The organism is Ensifer sp. ENS02 (assembly GCF_014851885.1).
Taxonomy (GTDB): Bacteria; Pseudomonadota; Alphaproteobacteria; order Rhizobiales; family Rhizobiaceae; genus Ensifer; species Ensifer adhaerens.
In genome coordinates this window covers 188,026-206,191 of record NZ_JACVAO010000001.1, presented here as the reverse complement: position 1 = coordinate 206,191, position 18,166 = coordinate 188,026, and the positions used below count along the sequence as shown (strand labels likewise).

17 protein-coding genes are annotated in these 18,166 nt (G+C 63.4%); 3 read left to right on the top strand and 14 right to left on the bottom strand.

Annotated features, from left to right (window positions below):
* Positions 1 to 33: 33 nt before the first annotated feature.
* The 5 genes from IB262_RS00980 to panC form a co-directional block, all read right to left on the bottom strand.
* Complete coding sequence (locus tag IB262_RS00980; RefSeq protein WP_034792522.1) at positions 34 to 273, bottom strand: hypothetical protein; 240 nt, start codon at positions 271 to 273, stop codon at positions 34 to 36.
* A gap of 182 nt (positions 274 to 455) precedes the next feature.
* On the bottom strand, positions 456 to 770 hold the full coding sequence (locus IB262_RS00975; RefSeq protein ID WP_112974934.1) for an AzlD family protein: 315 nt from the start codon (positions 768 to 770) through the stop codon (positions 456 to 458).
* 2 nt (positions 771 to 772) lie between these two features.
* Positions 773 to 1,489 carry an AzlC family ABC transporter permease gene (locus tag IB262_RS00970; RefSeq protein ID WP_034792518.1) on the bottom strand — a complete coding sequence of 239 codons (717 nt, stop codon included), beginning with the start codon at positions 1,487 to 1,489 and terminating at the stop codon, positions 773 to 775.
* 210 nt (positions 1,490 to 1,699) lie between these two features.
* Positions 1,700 to 2,521 carry a 3-methyl-2-oxobutanoate hydroxymethyltransferase gene (gene panB, locus IB262_RS00965; protein WP_060515941.1) on the bottom strand — a complete coding sequence of 274 codons (822 nt, stop codon included), beginning with the start codon at positions 2,519 to 2,521 and terminating at the stop codon, positions 1,700 to 1,702.
* A 1-nt stretch (position 2,522) separates the two neighbouring features.
* Positions 2,523 to 3,398, bottom strand: coding sequence for a pantoate--beta-alanine ligase (gene panC / locus IB262_RS00960; RefSeq protein ID WP_112974935.1), 876 nt, complete (start codon positions 3,396 to 3,398; stop codon positions 2,523 to 2,525).
* 249 nt (positions 3,399 to 3,647) lie between these two features.
* On the opposite strand from panC, the gene IB262_RS00955 reads away from it, so the two are divergent.
* From IB262_RS00955 to IB262_RS00945, 3 genes are all read left to right on the top strand, one after another.
* Positions 3,648 to 3,947 carry a hypothetical protein gene (locus tag IB262_RS00955; protein WP_060515939.1) on the top strand — a complete coding sequence of 100 codons (300 nt, stop codon included), beginning with the start codon at positions 3,648 to 3,650 and terminating at the stop codon, positions 3,945 to 3,947.
* Between the two features lie 320 nt (positions 3,948 to 4,267).
* Complete coding sequence (locus IB262_RS00950) at positions 4,268 to 4,678, top strand: VOC family protein (RefSeq protein WP_060515938.1); 411 nt, start codon at positions 4,268 to 4,270, stop codon at positions 4,676 to 4,678.
* Between the two features lie 203 nt (positions 4,679 to 4,881).
* Positions 4,882 to 5,535, top strand: a complete 654-nt coding sequence (locus IB262_RS00945; RefSeq protein ID WP_112974936.1) for a CatB-related O-acetyltransferase — start codon at positions 4,882 to 4,884, stop codon at positions 5,533 to 5,535.
* Between the two features lie 34 nt (positions 5,536 to 5,569).
* On the opposite strand, the gene ligA is transcribed toward IB262_RS00945, so the two are convergent.
* From ligA to IB262_RS00900, 9 genes are all read right to left on the bottom strand, one after another.
* Positions 5,570 to 7,723 (bottom strand): NAD-dependent DNA ligase LigA, encoded by a 2,154-nt coding sequence (gene ligA / locus IB262_RS00940; RefSeq protein WP_112974985.1) that lies wholly within the window; start codon positions 7,721 to 7,723, stop codon positions 5,570 to 5,572.
* A 75-nt stretch (positions 7,724 to 7,798) separates the two neighbouring features.
* Positions 7,799 to 8,788 carry a hypothetical protein gene (locus tag IB262_RS00935; RefSeq protein ID WP_112974937.1) on the bottom strand — a complete coding sequence of 330 codons (990 nt, stop codon included), beginning with the start codon at positions 8,786 to 8,788 and terminating at the stop codon, positions 7,799 to 7,801.
* A 159-nt stretch (positions 8,789 to 8,947) separates the two neighbouring features.
* Positions 8,948 to 10,621, bottom strand: coding sequence for a DNA repair protein RecN (recN, locus tag IB262_RS00930; protein ID WP_060515935.1), 1,674 nt, complete (start codon positions 10,619 to 10,621; stop codon positions 8,948 to 8,950).
* A gap of 37 nt (positions 10,622 to 10,658) precedes the next feature.
* The gene (locus IB262_RS00925) at positions 10,659 to 11,525 is read right to left on the bottom strand and encodes an outer membrane protein assembly factor BamD (protein WP_034792504.1); all 867 of its coding nucleotides are present in this window, start codon (positions 11,523 to 11,525) and stop codon (positions 10,659 to 10,661) included.
* A 173-nt stretch (positions 11,526 to 11,698) separates the two neighbouring features.
* Positions 11,699 to 12,652: a UDP-3-O-acyl-N-acetylglucosamine deacetylase gene (lpxC, locus tag IB262_RS00920; protein WP_034792502.1), complete on the bottom strand. Its 954-nt coding sequence runs from the start codon at positions 12,650 to 12,652 to the stop codon at positions 11,699 to 11,701.
* A gap of 334 nt (positions 12,653 to 12,986) precedes the next feature.
* Positions 12,987 to 14,774: a cell division protein FtsZ gene (gene ftsZ / locus IB262_RS00915; RefSeq protein ID WP_034792500.1), complete on the bottom strand. Its 1,788-nt coding sequence runs from the start codon at positions 14,772 to 14,774 to the stop codon at positions 12,987 to 12,989.
* A 105-nt stretch (positions 14,775 to 14,879) separates the two neighbouring features.
* Positions 14,880 to 16,211, bottom strand: coding sequence for a cell division protein FtsA (ftsA, locus tag IB262_RS00910; RefSeq protein WP_034792498.1), 1,332 nt, complete (start codon positions 16,209 to 16,211; stop codon positions 14,880 to 14,882).
* A complete protein-coding gene (ftsQ, locus tag IB262_RS00905) occupies positions 16,208 to 17,158 on the bottom strand; it encodes a cell division protein FtsQ (RefSeq protein WP_112974938.1) in 951 nt (316 codons plus the stop codon). Before ftsQ ends, ftsA begins: the two co-directional genes overlap by 4 nt.
* Positions 17,146 to 18,072 (bottom strand): D-alanine--D-alanine ligase, encoded by a 927-nt coding sequence (locus tag IB262_RS00900; RefSeq protein ID WP_112974939.1) that lies wholly within the window; start codon positions 18,070 to 18,072, stop codon positions 17,146 to 17,148. The genes ftsQ and IB262_RS00900 overlap by 13 nt, the downstream gene beginning before the upstream one ends.
* Positions 18,073 to 18,166 lie beyond the last annotated feature (94 nt).

Sequence of the window (18,166 nt, the reverse complement as noted above, 5' to 3'; positions counted from 1 at the left end):
CAGACCTTGGCTCCAGACGTCCTGGTCTCTCGTTCAGATGCCCAGAAGCTTCTTCGCTTCGCCAAGCGTTGCCTCCGAGGCGGCGTGATCGCCAGCCTGGTGCTGTGCCTCACCCTTGGTGCGCAATTCCTTGACCTTGGCCATGTCGGCATCGGACAAGGAAGCGGTCTGCATGGCCGCATCGATCGCCTTCATCATGGTCGGGCATTGATTGGCAAAGGCCGTTGCCGGCGCGAGCGCCAGCAAAAGGGCAATAGAGATCCTGGTCAACATGGTCGCTCCTCCACTGCCGGGAGGCTTCATGCTGCGGTGACGTCGTACGCCACCTAACGAGGGGGGATATGTCCTGCCTCTCCGGCAACGGCAGAGATGATAGTCCAGGATGCGCGCGCCGCCAATCGAAACGGGCGCAACACATCCGTCCACGGCTTCGCACACCACCGCGGACGGGCGTCCTACATCACCAGATGCCGGATCACCATGACCACCACCCAGCCGATGACGAGCATGCGCAGTGTTGAGAGATTCAGCCCGACCGCGATGGCAAAGGCGACGAACATGGCAATCGTCACGTCGAGCCCGCCATAGACGAAGGCCGGCGCCACCAGCGTCGTCAGAACGGCTGCGGGAACGGCGTTGAGCGCCGCCTCCAGCCGCGGCGGGATCTCTTTCATCTGGGTGATCAGGATATAGCCGCCGACACGCGTCAGGAAGGTCGCAACGGCCGCCGCGATGATCAGGTAGATGAGGTTCAGGTGTTGCGGATCCATGTTCACGCCTCCTTCTCGACACCCGTCGGTGCCACTGCCCGCTCGCTTGGCGGCAGACAGGCGGCAAGAATGATGCCGGCTAGTGCTCCGATGCTGACATGCCATGGCGAGCCGACGAAATGCATGCCGGCGACGGATGCAAGCCCCGAGACGATGACGATCGGCAGGAACCGGTCACGCTTGCGGAAGCCCATGACGAGCCCCATGAAATAGACCGGCAGCAGGACATCAAGGCCGATCGCCTTCGGGTCACCGATCATCTGCCCGAAGATCGCGCCGACCAGCGTGTTGATGATCCACGGGATGTAGATCACGAGACCGAAGCCGAGATACCAGGCAAAGGTGATCGGCAAGCCGCGCTCGCCGCGCTTTTCGGTCTCGGCATATTGCGGATCGACCAGCAGGAAGAAGGCGAGGAACTTCTGCCCGAAGGTGAAGTGCCGGACATATTTGGCGATCGAGGCCGAATAGAGCACGTGGCGGAAGTTGACCGCAAAGACCGAGAGCACCACCAGCCAGGGCTGGACGTGGTTGCCGAAGAGCTCGATGCCGACCATCTGGCTGGCGCCGGCATAGACGGTCGCGCTCATGAACACCGCATCGGCAATGGTGAAGCCATTGTCGACCGCAAGCGCCCCGAACAGCGCACCGAAGGGCGATGCTGCCAGCATGATGGGAAAGCCGCCGCGGACCCCTTCCCAGAATTCATCTTTTTTCATGGAAACCTCCGCCGGCCGAGGCGATGACGCGCCATGCGGCCGGTGCCGGACTGATAGGCGCTTGCGCCCCCGGCAACAATTCAAATGCGCTGATACAATGATTGAATTTTATGATGCCTCGGCGAACGAGGCTTGAACAAAAGGCGCACCGATCAGGAAAACGATGCGCTTTATCGCTTGGAATAAGCGCCGGCGCGGGCCAGCCGCCCCTTACTTCTTGACCTGGAACGTATGCTCGATGCCGGGGAACGTGCGGGCCTTCACCTCGTTCGCATACTCCTCGGCCGCCTTCGAGATCGCCGGCGCCAACTCGGCGAAATGCTTGACGAAGCGCGGCTTGAAGTCGTTGAAGAGGCCGAGCATGTCGTCGGAGACGAGGATCTGGCCGTCGCAGGCAGGCGATGCGCCGATGCCGATCGTCGGCGAGCGCAACTCGGCCGTGAGCTCGCGGGCCACCGGCTCGACCGTGCCCTCGATGACGATGCCAAACGCTCCGGCATCGTCGATCGCCTTGGCGTCGCGGCGGATCTTTGCCACTTCCTTGTCGTTGCGGCCAACCGAGCGGTAGCCGCCGGTCGTGTTGACGAGCTGCGGCATCAGGCCGACATGGCCGAGCACCGGAATGCCGCGGCTGACGAGGAACTCGACCGTCTCGGCCATCTCCGCCCCGCCCTCGAGCTTCACTGCGCTGCAGCCGGTTTCCTTGAGGATACGCGCCGCACTGCGGAACGCCTGCTCCTTCGATTCCTGGTAGGAGCCGAAGGGCATGTCGATAACGACGCAGGCCTGCTGCGAGCCGCGCATGACCGCCTGGCCATGGGCGATCATCATTTCCAGCGTCACGCCGACGGTCGTGTCGAGGCCATAGAGCACCATACCGACGGAATCGCCGACCAGCAGAAAGTCCACATGCGGATCGAGCAGCCGCGCAATCGGCGTCGTATAGGCCGTGAGGCTGACGATCGGGCGCTCGCCCTTCAGCGCTTCGATGTTGGCGGGGCTGAGCCGGCGCTTGGCGGTCTGCACGCTCATGTCAGGCAACCTTTGCAAATGATGCGGATTTCGGGGCGATCACGCGATTGTCGAGCAGCTTCGTCGTGCCGAAGCGGACGAAGAGCAGAAGCAGCACCGGCCGGTCGCCGATCGTTTCGATCGTCTCCAGCGTTTCGGGATCGCGCACCGCCACGACCTCAGGCTTCGCCAAGGGCTCGCTCGCCAGAAACTTGGTCACGGCCTTTTCGAGTGCGGCGACATCGCTGACGCCGGAGGCAACGAGGTGCTGCGCCTCATCCAGCGCCTTCGGCACGATCGCCGCGGCACGCCGCTCTTCGGCCGTCAGGTAGACATTGCGCGACGAGCAGGCGAGCCCGTCGGCCTCGCGCACCGTCGGCACGCCGATGACGGTCACCGGCTGGGCGAGATCGTCCACCATGCGGCGGATGATCTGCAGCTGCTGGAAATCCTTCTCGCCGAAATAGGCGCGATCGGGCCCAACGATGTTGAAGAGCTTGGTGACGACGGTGGCAACACCGGCGAAATGACCGGGGCGCACGGAGCCCTCGAGCTCGCTGCCAAGCGTCGGCACGTCGACGACCGTCTCCATCGGCCGCGGATACATGTCGGCAACACCCGGCGCAAACAGATAGTCGACGCTGCCCGCTTCGAGCATCGCCTGGTCGCGGGCGAGATCGCGCGGATACTTGGAAAGATCCTCGTTGGCGCCGAACTGCAGCGGATTGACGAAGATGCTGGCGACGACGACGTCGTTTTCTTCGCGGGCCCGGCGCATCAGCTCCATATGGCCGACATGCAGGTAGCCCATGGTCGGCACGAAGCCGACCGTCTTGCCGGCGCGTCTATGCTCGGCAAGCGCTGCACGCAGCTCGGCGATGGTGGTGAAAGTCTTCATCTCCGGACCCTCCAATCCGCGCCGGCGCCCTGCCCTTTGGGATGCTGGCGCGCTGCCTTCGCAGATGGCCGCGACCTGCTCCGCGAAAAGGCATTTGCATAAAATTCGGCTGCAATCCTCTATCTTGTGCAGCGCAAAAAAACAATCGGATTGATGACAGCTTGGTGACGCTCAGCCGCGCTTGACTTCCACCGGCAGCCTGTCACGGTTGGCGATCGATGCCACCTGCAACCCACGCTGGAGAGCAAGATGAAACCCTGCCTGCGCCTTCTCGGCGTTCTCGTCCCGACGCTTGCCTTCGCCGCTGCGGCCGAAGCAAAAATCCCGCTGGTCAACGCCACCTGCCCCGGCAAGATCGAGGTCCATGCCGACGAAGGCGGCCCGATCTACATCAACGGCAAGGAAGCCAAGCTCAAGGTGTTCAACGAGAACTACTACGAAGCGCACGGCGCCGGCGTCACCATCTCGCTCAGCATCAATCCCGACGGCTCGCCGAGCGTGTCCTACACCGGCAAGGGCGGCGCCAACGGCGTGTGCACGGTGAAGTGACAATAACATCGAGCAGCGGCGCGCGCCCTTGGGGCCGCTCGCAGCCGCTAGCACCGTCGATCCTATTTGCAGCATCGAAGCAGGTCTCGCTCCGCTTGAAGACCTGTAGTTGCACCCCACATCAGCCCGGCTCAAAAAATCTTTGAGCCGGTGTCGGGATCGTCGACCGGCATTCGTCCTTAGAGCAACTCCAGGAAAAGTGCGCCGCGGTTTTCCGTCCGGAGTTGCGTCAATCAAAGAGTTGGATCGCTTCGCGGTTTCGCCGAAACAACGAAGTGATCAGATCCGTAAAACACGAAATCCATTCCAAGGAGCATTTCATGCGCATGATTTTCGTAAACCTGCCGGTCAAGGATCTGAAGGCCTCGCGCGCGTTCTTCGCCGCCCTCGGCTTCACCTTCAACGAGCAGTTCTCCGACGACACCGCCGCCTGCACGGTGATCTCGGACAATATTTTCGTCATGCTTCTGACCGAGCCGAAGTTCCGCGACTTCATCACCGGCGAGATCAGCGACGCCCGGAAAGGAACCGAGGTCATTACCGCCCTTTCCGCGTCCAGCCGCGCTGAATGCGACGACATGCTCGCCAAGGCGCTCGCTGCCGGCGCCAAGCCCTGGAAGCCGGCTCTCGACTACGGCTTCATGTACGGCATTTCCTTCCAGGACCTCGACGGTCACGTCTGGGAATTCATGTGGATGGACCAGGAAGCCGCCCAGCAGCAGGCCTCCTGATCTCGCGCAGTGCCCCGAACTTTGCGCCTGCCGCCAAAAGCGGCGGGCGTTTTTGTGTGATGGAATGATCGCAGTGCCTGCCAAAGCTTCCGGTCGGCGCCCGATTTGAGAAGAAAGCGACCGGTGAATCCGATAGTTGGGACGGGATACGAATGGCGAGCGACGCGCAGCTTCGCTTGCAAGCATTGAGAATGAGGAACCCCATGTCCACGAAGGTCGAAGCCAAGCATTGGTCCAAGGTCGAGCTCTTGCATGAGACAGTGCGCAACCCGAACATTCACGTGCGCGGCAGCAACAGCTACTACAGCAACGCCTGGACCGGATCCTTCGAGGAAAGTGTCGTTCGCTACCTCTATGGCGACGACTACAGCCTCAGGGCCTGGGAACCGCAATGGCCAATCGATCAACTGCTGATCGGCGACTATGTCGCGATTGGCGCCGAGGCGGTGATCCTCATGGGCGGCAACCACACCCATCGCACCGATTGGGTGAGCCTCTATCCCTTCCTCGACGTGATCGGCGAAGCCTATGTCGGCAAGGGCGACACCATTATCGGCGACGGCGCCTGGATCGGCATGCGCGCCATGATCATGCCGGGTGTGACGCTCGGCGAAGGCGCCGTCGTCGCATCGGGCGCCATCGTGACGAAGGACGTTGCGCCCTACACCATCGTTGCGGGGAACCCTGCCCGGCCCGTCCGCCAGCGTTTCCCCGCGGCGGATGTCGAGACGCTGCTTGCGCTCGGCATCTACCAGTGGGAACGATCAAAGTTCGACGCGTTGCGCCGTTTCATCTGCGCCGACGATATTGCCGCCCTGAAAGCCGCCTCCGAAGAGTACGACAGCAGGCAGGCGTAACGACGCTCTGCCGATTGCATGCAACCGGCGGGGATTACCCGCCGATCAGCGCCAGCCACTCGTCCTCGTCCATGGTCGCGACGCCGAGTTCGCGGGCCTTGTCGAGCTTGGAGCCGGCACCCGGTCCGGCAACGACGATGTCGGTCTTCTTCGACACGGAACCTGCCACCTTGGCGCCGAGGCTTTCGGCCTTGGCCTTGGCTTCATCGCGCGTCATCTTTTCGAGCGAACCGGTGAAGACGACAGTCTTGCCGGCGACCGGGCTGTTTGAGGCAACCGGTGCTTCCGCTGCCTCCGGCGTCACCTCCAACAACAGCCGGGTGACGACTTCGAGGTTGCGCGGCTCCTTGTAGAACTCGACGATGGCACGGGCGACCACCTCGCCGATGCCGTCGATGCTGTTGAGTTCATTCCAGGCGTCGCCCGTAAACGTCGACGCGTCGCGCATCGCCTCGCCGAAGTGCTCGTAGGTGCCATAGGAACGCGCCAGCAGCTTTGCCGTCGTCTCGCCCACATGGCGAATGCCGAGCGCATAGATGAAACGCTGCAGCGCGATCGAACGGCGCGTATTGATGGCGTCATAGAGCTTGCGCACGCTGACGCGGCCGAAGCCGTCGATGTTTTCGAGCTTGGTGAGCGACGCCTCCTGGCGTTTCTCCAGCGTGAAGATATCCGGCGCCGTGCGGATCATCAGCGTCGGGTCTTCGCTTTCGAAGAAGAACTCGATCTGCTTCGAACCGAGGCCCTCGATGTCGTAGGCGTTGCGCGAGACGAAGTGCTTCAGGTGCTCGACGGCCTGCGCGCGGCAGACGAAACCGCCGGTGCAGCGGCGCACCGCATCTACTTTGCCGGTCTTCTCGTTGATGTCGCGCACCGCATGGCTGCCGCAGACCGGGCATGTGGTCGGGAAGCGATAGGGCTCGCTCCCCGCCTTGCGCTCGTCCATGACCACGTCGACGATCTGTGGAATGACGTCGCCGGCGCGCTGGACGATCACCATGTCGCCGATGCGGATGTCGCGGCCCTCGCGGATCGCCTCGCCCGAATTACCGAGACCCTTGATGTAATCCTCGTTGTGCAGCGTCGCGTTGGTGACGACGACGCCACCGACCGTGATCGGCTCAAGGCGTGCCACCGGCGTCAGCGCGCCGGTACGGCCGACCTGGATGTCGATCGCCGTCAGCCGGGTGAAGGCCTGCTCGGCAGGAAACTTGTGCGCGGTTGCCCAGCGCGGCGAGCGCGAACGGAAGCCGAGGCGGGCCTGCAGGTCGAGCCGGTCGACCTTGTAGACGACGCCGTCGATATCGTAGTCGAGATCCGGCCGTTCGCGCTCGATGTGGTGGTAATGCTCCAGCAGCGCGTCGGCCGAGGAGAGCCGCTGCATCAGCGGGTTAACCGGGAAGCCCCAGCTCTTGAACACCTCGACCATGCCCATCTGCGTGTCGGCGGGCATTTCAGAGATCTCGCCCCAGGCATAGGCAAAGAAACGCAGCTTGCGGCTCGCCGTCACCTTGGCGTCGAGCTGGCGCAGCGAGCCCGAAGCGGTGTTGCGCGGGTTGACATAGAGCGGCTTGCCGAGCGCCGCCATCTCGGCGTTGAGCGCGGCAAAGTCCGATTTCGCCATATAGATTTCGCCGCGCACCTCGACGACATCGGGCGCATCTGCCGGCAGCGTCTGCGGGATCATGCCGATGGTGCGGATATTGGCGGTGACGTTTTCGCCAGTCGTACCGTCGCCGCGGGTCGCGGCCGTCACCAGCCGGCGGTTCTCATAGCGCAGCGACATGGAGAGCCCGTCGATCTTTGGCTCGGCGGTAAAGGCGATGGAGTTGTCCGGCAGTTGGCCGAGGAAACGATAGACCGAGGCGACGAAATCGCGCGCGTCCTCGTCGGAAAACGTGTTGTCGAGCGACAGCATCGGCCGGGCGTGCACGACGGGCTGGAAGGTGACGGAGGGTGCAGCACCCACCTTCTTCGAGGGGCTGTCTTCGCGGATGAGCGCCGGAAAGCGCTGCTCGATCGCGTCGTTGCGCCGCTTCAGCGCGTCATAGTCCGCATCCGAAATCTCCGGCGCGTCCTGGCCATGATAAAGCGCGTCATGGCGCGCAAGCTCGGCCGCGAGAAAGGCAAGCTCTTCGGCCGCTTCCGTTTCGTTGAGATTCTCGACGGGTTTCAATTCTTGGGACATGCGCGACGACTCCGGATTCGAAGTCGTTTTGTAGAGCAACTGATGGGAAAGAAAAGACCGTCCGGCGCCGTCGGCTCACGCGCCAGTGGCATTGACGGCCCCCGGCGCGAGCCCGGCAAGCGGCCTGACATCCAGTTCGCACCAGCGTTCATAGCGCCTCTGATAACGGCAGCGGATGGCCTCGAGATCCTTTTTCTGGACACCACGCTTGCAGTAGATCCATTTGCCTTCCGCCTGGCCACGCATCACCCGGCTCACCGGCTGCAGACCGAACATCTTCAGGATCGCGGCCCCGCCCTTGTCCCAGCCGATGCTGTAGATGTCGATGCCGTCGGGCGGGAACGTGTGGTGTTCGAGGATCGCCGAAACCGTCGCCCAGACGAGAATGCCGTTCTGCCTGCGGCGCTCGGCGCGCATGGAATCGAGCAGGAAGCTCATATTGAGGATGGTCGCGAGATAGACCACCTTCGCCTTTCGCGCCTGCGGATGGGCAAGCAGCCCGCTCGCCAGCAGGTTGCCAAAGGCATAATGCCCCTGCAGGAACAGTTTGAAGTGGTTCTTCTCGAAGGCGTAGTAGTCGATGAAGCCGAAGATGTTGCCGTCGAGGTCCTGCAGGCAGATCAGGCTGTAGGGGTCGGAATGGAACGCTCTCATATCCTCTTCGGGATCGATCGCGCCGCTGCGAAACACATCCTGTGCCTTGCGGACCACCTCATAGGCAACCGCCGTCGGCGCCGGGACGCGGACAAGATAGGAACGGTCCCCGTGCGCACAGGGCGCCACAAGCGCCAACGGCGTGACTTCGTCCGCGTTCGGCGGCTGAGCATCGGCCTCCTCCTCCGCCATCCCGACCTGCGAGGCGTGTCGCAGCCTTGCGACGAGAGTTGCTGCAGTCACGGCGATGGCAACGCACGCGAACACCCCGAAGCCGCCCAGTTCCTGGTTCGCTTCCTTTATCGTCAGGATAAGGCCGGCATAGGCGAGCGCGATGAGCAGGATCAGTTCCGGATGCGCACGCATCTGCGCAAACCGGATCTCCAGTCTATGCTCGAGTTTCTCCCACATGCCCGAAGTGCCCCAACCGCAGAGGAAATAGAACACGGGTGCAGCGGCGCAACAATTCAACCAAAAGGCTTAGGAAGCCCAAGGCCGTGGGTTCAGATGAACACTCTGAGGACATCGCATCCTTCAGCCGCCAATGTTTCCACTTGGCGCCAGGATGATCTAGCCGTTGCCGGAAAGCAGGCGAGCGGCAGCCGCCCTCGCCTCTTCGGTGATCGAGGCGCCGGCAAGCATGCGGGCGATTTCCTCGGTGCGCGCCTTGTCGTCCATGCGGGCGACACGGGTGGAAATCATCTCGGCCTTCTCGGTCGAAGGACCCTTGGAGATCAGAAGATGCGTTGCCGCACGGGCTGCGACCTGCGGCGCGTGGGTGACGGAGAGCACCTGCACCGTTGCCGAGAGCCGCTTCAGCCGCTGGCCGATGGCATCGGCCACCGCACCGCCGACACCGGTGTCGATTTCATCGAAGACGAGCGTCGGCGCCGAGCCGCGATCGGCAAGCGCCACCTTCAGCGCCAGCAGGAAGCGCGAAAGTTCGCCGCCGGAAGCCACCTTCATGATCGGGCCCGGCCGCGTGCCGGGGTTGGTCTGGACGTGGAACTCGACGAGGTCGATACCGTCGACCGTCGGCAGCGACGGATCGCTTTGCACCTCGACCATGAAGCGTGCCCGCTCGAGCTTCAACGCCGGCAGCTCGGCCATGACAGCGTCGGAAAGCGCGGTCGCGGTATGGCGACGCTTTTCGGAGAGGGAGCGCGCCGAAGCGTCGAACGCCACCCGTGCCACGCCGACTTGTGCATCGAGCTGCTTCAGCTTTTCCTCGCCGGCATCGAGATCGGCGAGATCGGAAATCATGCGAACCGCGAGTGCCGGCAGTTCCGTGACCGGAACCGAATATTTGCGGCTGGCGGCGCGCAGCGCGAACAGCCGCTCCTCCACCCGCTCCAGTTCCTTCGGATCGAACTCCGTGTTGCGCAACGCCCGCTCGACCGACATCTGCGCGTCCGAAAGCTGGTTGAGCGCACCGTCGAGCAACTCGACCGTTTCTTCGAGCAGGCCCGGCGCCTCCTGGCTCTTGCGCTCGAGACGGCGCACGAGCGAGGCGATCAGCGGAACCGGCGAAGCGTTGCCGTTCAGGAACTCCGAGGCCTCGTTGATGTCGCCGGCGATGCGCTCGGCCTTCATCATCCGCGCCCGGTTCTCGGCAAGCTCGTCCTCTTCGCCGTCGCGGGGGCTGAGCTTCTCCAGTTCTTCGACCGAAGACCGAAGGTAGTCCGCCTCGCGCGCGGCCGCCTCGACCCGCTCGCGGTGCTTCTTCAGGCCGCGCTCGGCATCCTTCCAGGCGCGATAGAGTTCGCTCACATGCGCCGCTTCTTCGGCGGTGCCACCGAAGGCGTCGAGAAGCGTGCGGTGCGCGTCGATATCGACGAGCGCGCGGTCGTCGTGCTGTCCGTGAATTTCGACCAGCGTCTGGCCAAGCTGGCGCATCAGCTGGACGCTGATCGGCTGGTCGTTGACATAGGCCTTGGTGCGGCCGTCGGCCGACTGCACGCGACGAAAGATCAGGTCGCCGTCGTCGTCGATGCCGTTTTCCCTGAGCATCAGCCGCGCCGAATGCCCCATCGGCACGTCGAAGACCGCCGTCACCTGCCCCTTGTCGGAACCGTGGCGAACGAGCGAGCCATCGCCGCGCCCGCCAAGGGCGAGCGACAGACTGTCGAGAAGAATGGACTTGCCGGCCCCGGTTTCACCGGTCAGCACCGAGAGCCCGGCGTCGAAATTGAGATCGAGCCGTTCAATCAGGACGATATCGCGGATCGAAAGCTGGGCAAGCATCCGGGGTTATATCTTCCTTGAAGGGCGCCGATAGATATCAGGCGCCGACGAGTTTCTTGGCGGCGCGCGAAATCCAGGAGTTGCCGCTTTCACGCGGCTCAAGGCCACCCGACTGCAGCAGCTTGAAGCTATCGTTGTACCACTGGCTGTCCGGGTAGTTGTGACCGAGAACGGCGGCAGCGGTCTGCGCCTCCTGGGTCACGCCCATCGCGAAATAGGCTTCCGTCAGGCGCGCCAGCGCTTCTTCAACCTGGTTGGTGTTCGGATACTGCTCGACGACGACGCGGAAACGCGACACGGCGGCAAGGTATTCCTTGCGCTCGAGATAGTAGCGGCCGACCTGCATCTCCTTGCCGGCCAGCTGGTCGCGGGCAAAGCGGATCTTCGACTTGGCGTCGTCGACATATTCGGAGTCCGGGTAGCGGTCTACGACCGCCTGCATGGCTTCGATCGCCTTGAAGGCCGGCTTCTGGTCCTGCGTCACCGCCGGGATCTGCTTGGTATAGGCGAGACCCTGGATGTACTGCGCATAGGCCGCGTCTTCCGACTGCGGATAAAGATTGAGGTAGCGGCCGGTGGCGTTGATCGCCTCCTGGTACTGACCGTTACGGTAAGAAACGAAGGCGTTCATGACCAGCGCCTTGCGGGCATATTCCGAGAACGGATGCTGGCGGTCGAGCGCTTCGAACTTGCGCGCCGCCTCCGTCGTCTTGCCGGCATTGAGGTTGGCGAGGCCCTGATTGTAGAGCACTTCCGGCGGATCGGTTTCGGCCGTCAGCTTGGTGATGTCGATATCGGGATCGTTCTGGCAGGCGGTAATCAGGGCGCTGCCGGCAACGGCCGCGACAATGACGGCGGCGACGCGCGCTGACTTTTTCAAATCCACAGAAACTGCAAGAACCATCGGATATTCCCGTTCCATTCTGCGGGCATGGACCCCGCCAGACATGCGCTTTTAGAGCAAGTTACCTTGAGACCGCAACGTCATGATCGGTGATTCATGCAAATTTGTGGCAGCTCTATCATGAAAATGCCGGCCTTTCGGCCGGCGACTGGAGGAGATGATGACTTTTCTTGTTATGCGGACCAGGGCGCGAAGCCCGGAGCTGCCACTGCAACCATATCGCGCGCGCGGGTACGCTGGCGCGGGGTTGCCGTTTCGACGACTTCGTAGGCCGTCGGGTCGCTGAGAAGTGCCTTCAGCGCGTTGGCGTTCATCTTGTGGCCGCCGCGGTACGAGCGGTAGCAGCCGATGAACGGCGCGCCGGCGAGCGAGAGGTCGCCAACCGCATCGAGCGTCTTGTGGCGCACGAATTCGTCGGTGTAGCGCAGGCCCTCGACGTTGATCACCGTGTTGTCGTCGGAAATGACGACGGAGTTTTCGAGCGAGGAGCCGAGCGCAAAGCCAGCCGCCCAGAGGCGTTCGACATCGCGCATGAAGCCGAAGGTGCGGGCACGCGACAGCTCGCGCTTGAAGACCGAAGGCGTCATGTCGCCCTTCCAGGCCTGGCGGCCGATCAGCGGGCAATCGAAATCGATCTCGACCTCGAAGCGCATGCCGTCATAGGGCGTGAACTCCGACCAGGAGGCACCCGATTCGATGCGCACCGGCTTGACGATGCGGATGTAGCGACGCTTGACCGCAAGGGCGCGAACGCCCACCTGCTCGATCGCGTCGATGAAGGGTTCGGAGCTGCCGTCCATGATCGGCATTTCGGCGCCGTGCACTTCGACCGTGAGGTTGTCGAGGCCGAGCGCGTAGATCGCCGCCATCACATGCTCGATCGTGGCGATCGAAGTCGCCGGCGACATCCCGAGAACGGTGCAGAGATCGGTGTTGCCGACCTGCGAGGAAACCGCCTTGTATTCGCTGACCCGGCCGTTGGAGAGAACGCGCTGGAAAACGATGCCCGCATCGGCTTCGGCCGGATGGAAGGTGATCGACACTTCCGCACCGGAGTGAACGCCAATTCCCTTGAGCGTTACCGGGCTTGCAATCGTCGTCTGAAACCCGAGCAATTCGATTCCCATTCTCGTCACTTTCAATACCTGTGGCCAATGGCCAAAACCTGCTGGTGGACGCAACGATCTTCAGGGCACAAGAAAAATGCCCGAGAGTCCCGGCTCAACGACCGGTCCTCTGCGTTTCGAACAGACAGCGCTTGATCGAATCGCATGCGTCCCCAATTCCGAGTCTGAAAATAGGAGTTTGGAGGCACCATTCCAAATCACTGTTCGTTTCGCTTTGTTACGCATTTGCGACGGTCCGTAACATCGAATCAAACACCTGAAATAATGAACAAAATGCAAAAATGCCCGGGCAGTTGCCCGGGCATTCGGCAAGGTGAAGGAACGGGCCTTCCAATCAGTTCGATTGACGGCGCAGGAACGCCGGGATTTCGAGCTGATCATCTTCTTGCGGGCGCGCCTGCGGCGAAGCGCGACCGTGATCGTCAAGCTGGCCGCGGCGCGGCGCATAGAGGCTCGCTTCCGGCGAGAGCGGCCGGCGCTGCTGGGAAGCAGCGGTCGGGGCGGAAGCCGTCATGTCGGCGGCTGCCGGGGTCTGTTCGCGGTCACGCAGGCCGAGCGAGCTGGTGATGCGGTTGAGCAGACCCATCGGGCCGCGCTCTTCCTGCATCGGGGCAGCCGGCTGTGCGCGGCGGTCCATCTCTGCCTTTACGACCGGCGGAAAGTCTTCGACCTTCGGCATGCGAACCTGTTCCGGCTGCTGGCGCATGACCGGAGCGACGGGCTCCTGGCGCATGATCGGCTGCGGCTGGGGCTGAACCGGCTGCATCTGCGGCTGCGGCTGGCGCATGACCGGAGCGGCCTCTACCGGTGCAGCACCGGCGAAGAGCTTGCTCTGGGGACGAAAGTTGTCGTCGTGCATCGGCTGCTGAACCGGGGCCTGGGCCTGCACCTGGGCAGCCCGGGTCGCGATGTCGAGCTCGCGCTCCATTTCGGCTTCGCGGATGGCGGCTGCGATCTGGTCGGCGGTTGCCTGCTGTTGCATCGGCTGCTGAACCGGCTGGGCGACCGGCTGCTGCATCACCGGCTGGTGAACCGGGGCCGGCTGGTGCTGGGCAACCGGCTGCGGCTGCTGGGCCGGAACGGCGGCGGACGGGCGGACGACCGGCTTTGCTGCTACCGGACGAAAGTCGGCGGAACGACCCGCCACCTCCGCGGCCGTGCGGTCGATGCCGGTGGCAACGACCGAGACGCGGATGAGGCCTTCGAGGTCTTCGTCGAACGTCGCGCCGAGGATGATGTTGGCATCCGGGTCGACTTCTTCGCGAATACGGGTAGCCGCTTCGTCGAGTTCGAACAGGGTGAGGTCGCGGCCGCCGGTGATCGAGATCAGGAGGCCCTGGGCGCCCTTCATCGAGGTTTCGTCGAGCAGCGGGTTGGCGATCGCGGCTTCGGCGGCGGCCAGTGCGCGGCCTTCGCCCGAAGCTTCGCCGGTGCCCATCATGGCGCGGCCCATTTCGCGCATCACCGAGCGGACGTCGGCGAAGTCGAGGTTGATGAGGCCTTCCTTGACCATGAGGTCGGTGATGCAGGCAACGCCCGAATAGAGAACCTGGTCGGCCATAGCAAACGCGTCCGCGAAGGTCGTGCGGTCGTTGGCGATGCGGAAGAGGTTCTGGTTCGGGATGACGATCAGGGTGTCGACCGACTTCTGCAGTTCGGCGATGCCCTGGTCGGCGAGCCGCATGCGGCGCGCGCCTTCGAAATGGAACGGCTTGGTGACGACGCCGACCGTCAGGATGCCCTTGTTGCGGGCGGCCTGCGCGACGATCGGGGCTGCTCCGGTGCCGGTGCCGCCGCCCATGCCGGCGGTGACGAAGCACATGTGGGTGCCGTTGAGGTGATCGATGATCTCATCGATGCACTCTTCGGCGGCCGCACGGCCGACTTCCGGCTGCGAACCGGCGCCGAGACCTTCGGTGACGGCGACGCCCATCTGGATGATGCGCTCGGCCTTGGTCATGGTGAGTGCCTGGGCATCCGTGTTGGCGACGACGAAATCGACGCCCTGGAGGCCTGCGGTGATCATGTTGTTGACAGCATTGCCGCCGCCGCCACCTACACCAAAGACGGTGATGCGGGGCTTCAGCTCCGTGATATCCGGCTTCTGCAAGTTGATAGTCATAGTCCCGTTCCTTCTGGTTTCTGGCCGCCTTGCCGAGCCGGCCAAATCTTTCAAAGTCCTAGTTTGTCTTCACCCGGCCCCGTCCCTGTCGGAGCCGGCCGTCACTCAAAAGCTCTCTTTCAGCCACTGGCCCATGCGGGCGATGCGGCCGTTGCCGGCGCCGAGCGCCGAGAACATGCCGCCGTGGGAGGCATGGGTCTCGAGGTCGGCGACCTGCGGATAGATCATCAGGCCGACCGCCGTGGAGAAGGCCGGGCCCTTGGCAGCGGCCGGCAGCCCGGAAACTCCGAGCGGACGGCCGATGCGAACATTGCGGGCGAGGATGCGGCGAGCCGCTTCCGGCAGGCCAGTCAGCTGGCTGGCGCCGCCCGTCAGAACGATTCGCTTGCCGACGATCGGGCTGAAGCCCGAGCGCTGGATGCGATCGCGGATGAGTTCCAGCGTCTCTTCGATGCGGGCGCGCACGATGCGCGACACAAGTGCGCGCGGCACATGCGTCGGCTGATCGCGGTCGTCCTCGCCGATCGGCGGAACCGATACGATGTCGCGTTCGTCGGCGCTGTTGGGCAGAGCCGACCCGTGCACGACCTTCAGCCGTTCGGCATCCTCGATGCGGGTCGAAAGACCACGCGCCAGATCCGTCGTCACGTGATGGCCGCCGAGGCTGACAGCGTCAGCGTGAACCAGCTTGCCTTCGGCAAAGACCGAGATCGTCGTCGTGCCGCCACCCATGTCGATCGCCGCACAGCCGAGCTCGACCTCGTCGTCGACGAGAGCGGCAAGACCGCTGGCATAGGGGGTCGCCACCATGCCCTCGACCGAAAGGTGGGCGCGGTTGACGCAGAGTTCGAGGTTCTTGAGCGCTGCCCGTTCGGCTGTCAGCACATGCATGTCGACGCCGAGAACGTCGCCGAACATGGCGAGCGGATCGCGGATGCCGCGCTCGCCGTCGAGCGAGAAGCCCGTCGGCAGCGAGTGCAGGATGGCGCGATCGGAGCGCAGCGACTGCTGGCCGGCGGCGGAGAGAACCTTGCGCAGATCATTGGCGTCGACTTCCTGGCCGCCGAGATCGATCGTCGCGGTATAGACGTCGCTCTGCAGCCGGCCGGCCGAAACGTTGACAATCAGGCTGTCTATGGTGAGGCCGGCCATGCGTTCGGCCGCATCCACGGCGAGCCGGACGACGCTCTCGACCGCATCGAGGTCGGCGACGACGCCGTTCTTGACGCCGCGGGACTTCTGGTGGCCGATGCCGATGATTTCGACGCTATGCGTACGGTTGGGCAGGATCTGGCTTTCGGCGCGCGGCGTCAGCCGGCCGATCATGCAGACCACCTTGGTCGAACCGATATCCAGCACCGAGACGACATGAGACCGCTTCGAGGAAAGCGGCTTCAGGCGCGGCAGGCCAAAGCTGGAGGAACCGAATAGACTCATATGCGGCCTTCTTTCTTCTTTTCGGTCTCCTGCGCCTTCAGCATCTTGTCCCTCGCCTTCAAGGCAACTTCGCGCCGGGTCACTGCGTCCGGCGTCAACTGAACTGTTGTTCTGTCTTCGAGCCTCAGATCCACGGCAGCGATATCGCGATCGAGGAGCTGGTGCTGGCTTTCCATGTCGGAGAGCACCTTCATCGCCCGGGCGACGTCGTGCTCCGGCAGCTTGACGACGATGCCGTTGTCGAGGCGCAGGTCCCAGCGGCGGCCGGCCACGCGCACGAAGGCCTTCACGCGCGAGCGGATCTCCGGCCAGCGGGAGAACTCGTCGTAGAAATCGGCAGCCGCCGTTTCGGCGTCACGGCCGACGAAGAGCGGCAGAGCGGCAAACTTGTTGTCGCGCAAGGGCGCGATCACGCTGCCGCTGCGCTCGATCAGCGAAAGGTCCGATCCGTGCTGCCAGATGCCGAAGGCCTTGCGCTCGGTGAGGCTAACCTCGATCGTGCCGGGATAGATCTTGCGAACGGTGACGCCCTGCACCCAGGGCATTTCCGCAATCAGCTTGCGTGCCTCGGCGATATCGAGCGCCACCAGCGACGTCGTGCCGTCGAGGCCGAGCTGCTGGAGAATGTCGATTTCCGAGGTCTGGTCGTTGCCGGAAACCTTGACGTCTTCGATCGCGAAGCCTGCGGCCGTGGTCGAGGCCTGCGCGAAATTCTGCGTATGGCCACCGAGCGACATGCCGTAAAAGCCGGTGGCGGCGAAAAAGGCGATCGCCGACAGCGTGCCGGTATAGGCGGGAAAGCGGACGCGGCCAGCGCCGAGGCTGACGAAGAAGCGCACAACGCGACGAAGCGGACGCGGCAGTACGCGCGCGCCATCCACATCGACGGCGGCGGCGCCATCGAGGTGACGAACCCTCTTGCCCCTTTTGCCCCTCAACGCAAACACGACGCGTCCTCCACCATCCAACTCAAAAACTCACCGAAGCTGTAGCCGGCATGCGCGGCCATCTCGGGCACCAGGGAGGTCGGTGTCATGCCGGGCTGGGTGTTGATCTCCAGCCAGATCAGCTCGCCCTCGGCGGAGGAACTGTCATCGAAACGAAAGTCGGATCGGCTGACGCCCCGGCAACCGATTGCCTGATGCGCCTTCAGAGCGAATGTTTGTATTTTTTGGTAAATATTTGGTGAAATCTGTGCCGGAATGACGTGACGCGAACCACCTTTTACGTATTTGGAATCATAATCGTAGAAGGCATGGCCCTGCGGGATGATTTCGGTGACGCCGAGCGCCTTGTCGCCCATGACACCACAGGTCAGTTCTCGGCCGGCGACATAACGCTCGACCATGATTCGGTCGCCGTAACGCCATTCGCTCGATGTCACCACCTGCGGCGGATGCGACTGATCTTCCTTGACGATGACGACACCGAAGCTGGAGCCTTCGGAAACCGGCTTGACCACGTATGGCGGCTTCATCGGGTGCTTCGGACCAAAGGCATGGCGATCCATGACCTGCGCATCGGCAACTGGAATGCCCGAAGCAGCCGCAACGTGCTTGGCCTGCGCCTTGTCCATGGCGAGCGCCGAGGCAAGTACGCCGGAATGGGTGTAGGGGATCTCAAGATATTCGAGGATGCCCTGGATCGTGCCGTCCTCGCCGAACGGTCCATGAAGGGCGTTGAAGGCAACGTCGGGTCGCAGCGCGGCCAGCGTCTCTGCGACATTGCGATCGACGTCGATCCGGGTGACGCGATAGCCGGCAGCCTCCAGGGCATCCGCACAGGCAGCCCCGGACGACAGGCTAACCGGTCGCTCCGAAGAAAATCCGCCCATCAGGACAGCCACATGCTTGCCGTTCATTCAAACCCCCAGACAATACGCCACTATCGCAAGGTTTCCTTGCGTCTGGCTGGCTCCCGCCCTCGCGAGTCAGCTGCGCCATTGGGGTCACTAG

Excerpts from the sequence above, each read along its gene's own strand:
- panC (WP_112974935.1), bottom strand. The coding sequence starts at position 3,398 with ATGAAGACTTTCACCACCATCGCCGAGCTGCGTGCAGCGCTTGCCGAG.
- IB262_RS00935 (WP_112974937.1), bottom strand. The coding sequence starts at position 8,788 with ATGTGGGAGAAACTCGAGCATAGACTGGAGATCCGGTTTGCGCAGATG.
- IB262_RS00975 (WP_112974934.1), bottom strand. The coding sequence starts at position 770 with ATGGATCCGCAACACCTGAACCTCATCTACCTGATCATCGCGGCGGCC.
- IB262_RS00950 (WP_060515938.1), top strand. The coding sequence starts at position 4,268 with ATGCGCATGATTTTCGTAAACCTGCCGGTCAAGGATCTGAAGGCCTCG.
- IB262_RS00980 (WP_034792522.1), bottom strand. The coding sequence starts at position 273 with ATGTTGACCAGGATCTCTATTGCCCTTTTGCTGGCGCTCGCGCCGGCA.
- panB (WP_060515941.1), bottom strand. The coding sequence starts at position 2,521 with ATGAGCGTGCAGACCGCCAAGCGCCGGCTCAGCCCCGCCAACATCGAA.
- IB262_RS00900 (WP_112974939.1), bottom strand. The coding sequence starts at position 18,072 with ATGAACGGCAAGCATGTGGCTGTCCTGATGGGCGGATTTTCTTCGGAG.
- lpxC (WP_034792502.1), bottom strand. The coding sequence starts at position 12,652 with ATGGGAATCGAATTGCTCGGGTTTCAGACGACGATTGCAAGCCCGGTA.
- IB262_RS00955 (WP_060515939.1), top strand. The coding sequence starts at position 3,648 with ATGAAACCCTGCCTGCGCCTTCTCGGCGTTCTCGTCCCGACGCTTGCC.
- IB262_RS00945 (WP_112974936.1), top strand. The coding sequence starts at position 4,882 with ATGTCCACGAAGGTCGAAGCCAAGCATTGGTCCAAGGTCGAGCTCTTG.
- ligA (WP_112974985.1), bottom strand. The coding sequence starts at position 7,723 with ATGTCCCAAGAATTGAAACCCGTCGAGAATCTCAACGAAACGGAAGCG.
- ftsZ (WP_034792500.1), bottom strand. The coding sequence starts at position 14,774 with ATGACTATCAACTTGCAGAAGCCGGATATCACGGAGCTGAAGCCCCGC.
- ftsA (WP_034792498.1), bottom strand. The coding sequence starts at position 16,211 with ATGAGTCTATTCGGTTCCTCCAGCTTTGGCCTGCCGCGCCTGAAGCCG.
- IB262_RS00925 (WP_034792504.1), bottom strand. The coding sequence starts at position 11,525 with ATGGTTCTTGCAGTTTCTGTGGATTTGAAAAAGTCAGCGCGCGTCGCC.
- recN (WP_060515935.1), bottom strand. The coding sequence starts at position 10,621 with ATGCTTGCCCAGCTTTCGATCCGCGATATCGTCCTGATTGAACGGCTC.
- IB262_RS00970 (WP_034792518.1), bottom strand. The coding sequence starts at position 1,489 with ATGAAAAAAGATGAATTCTGGGAAGGGGTCCGCGGCGGCTTTCCCATC.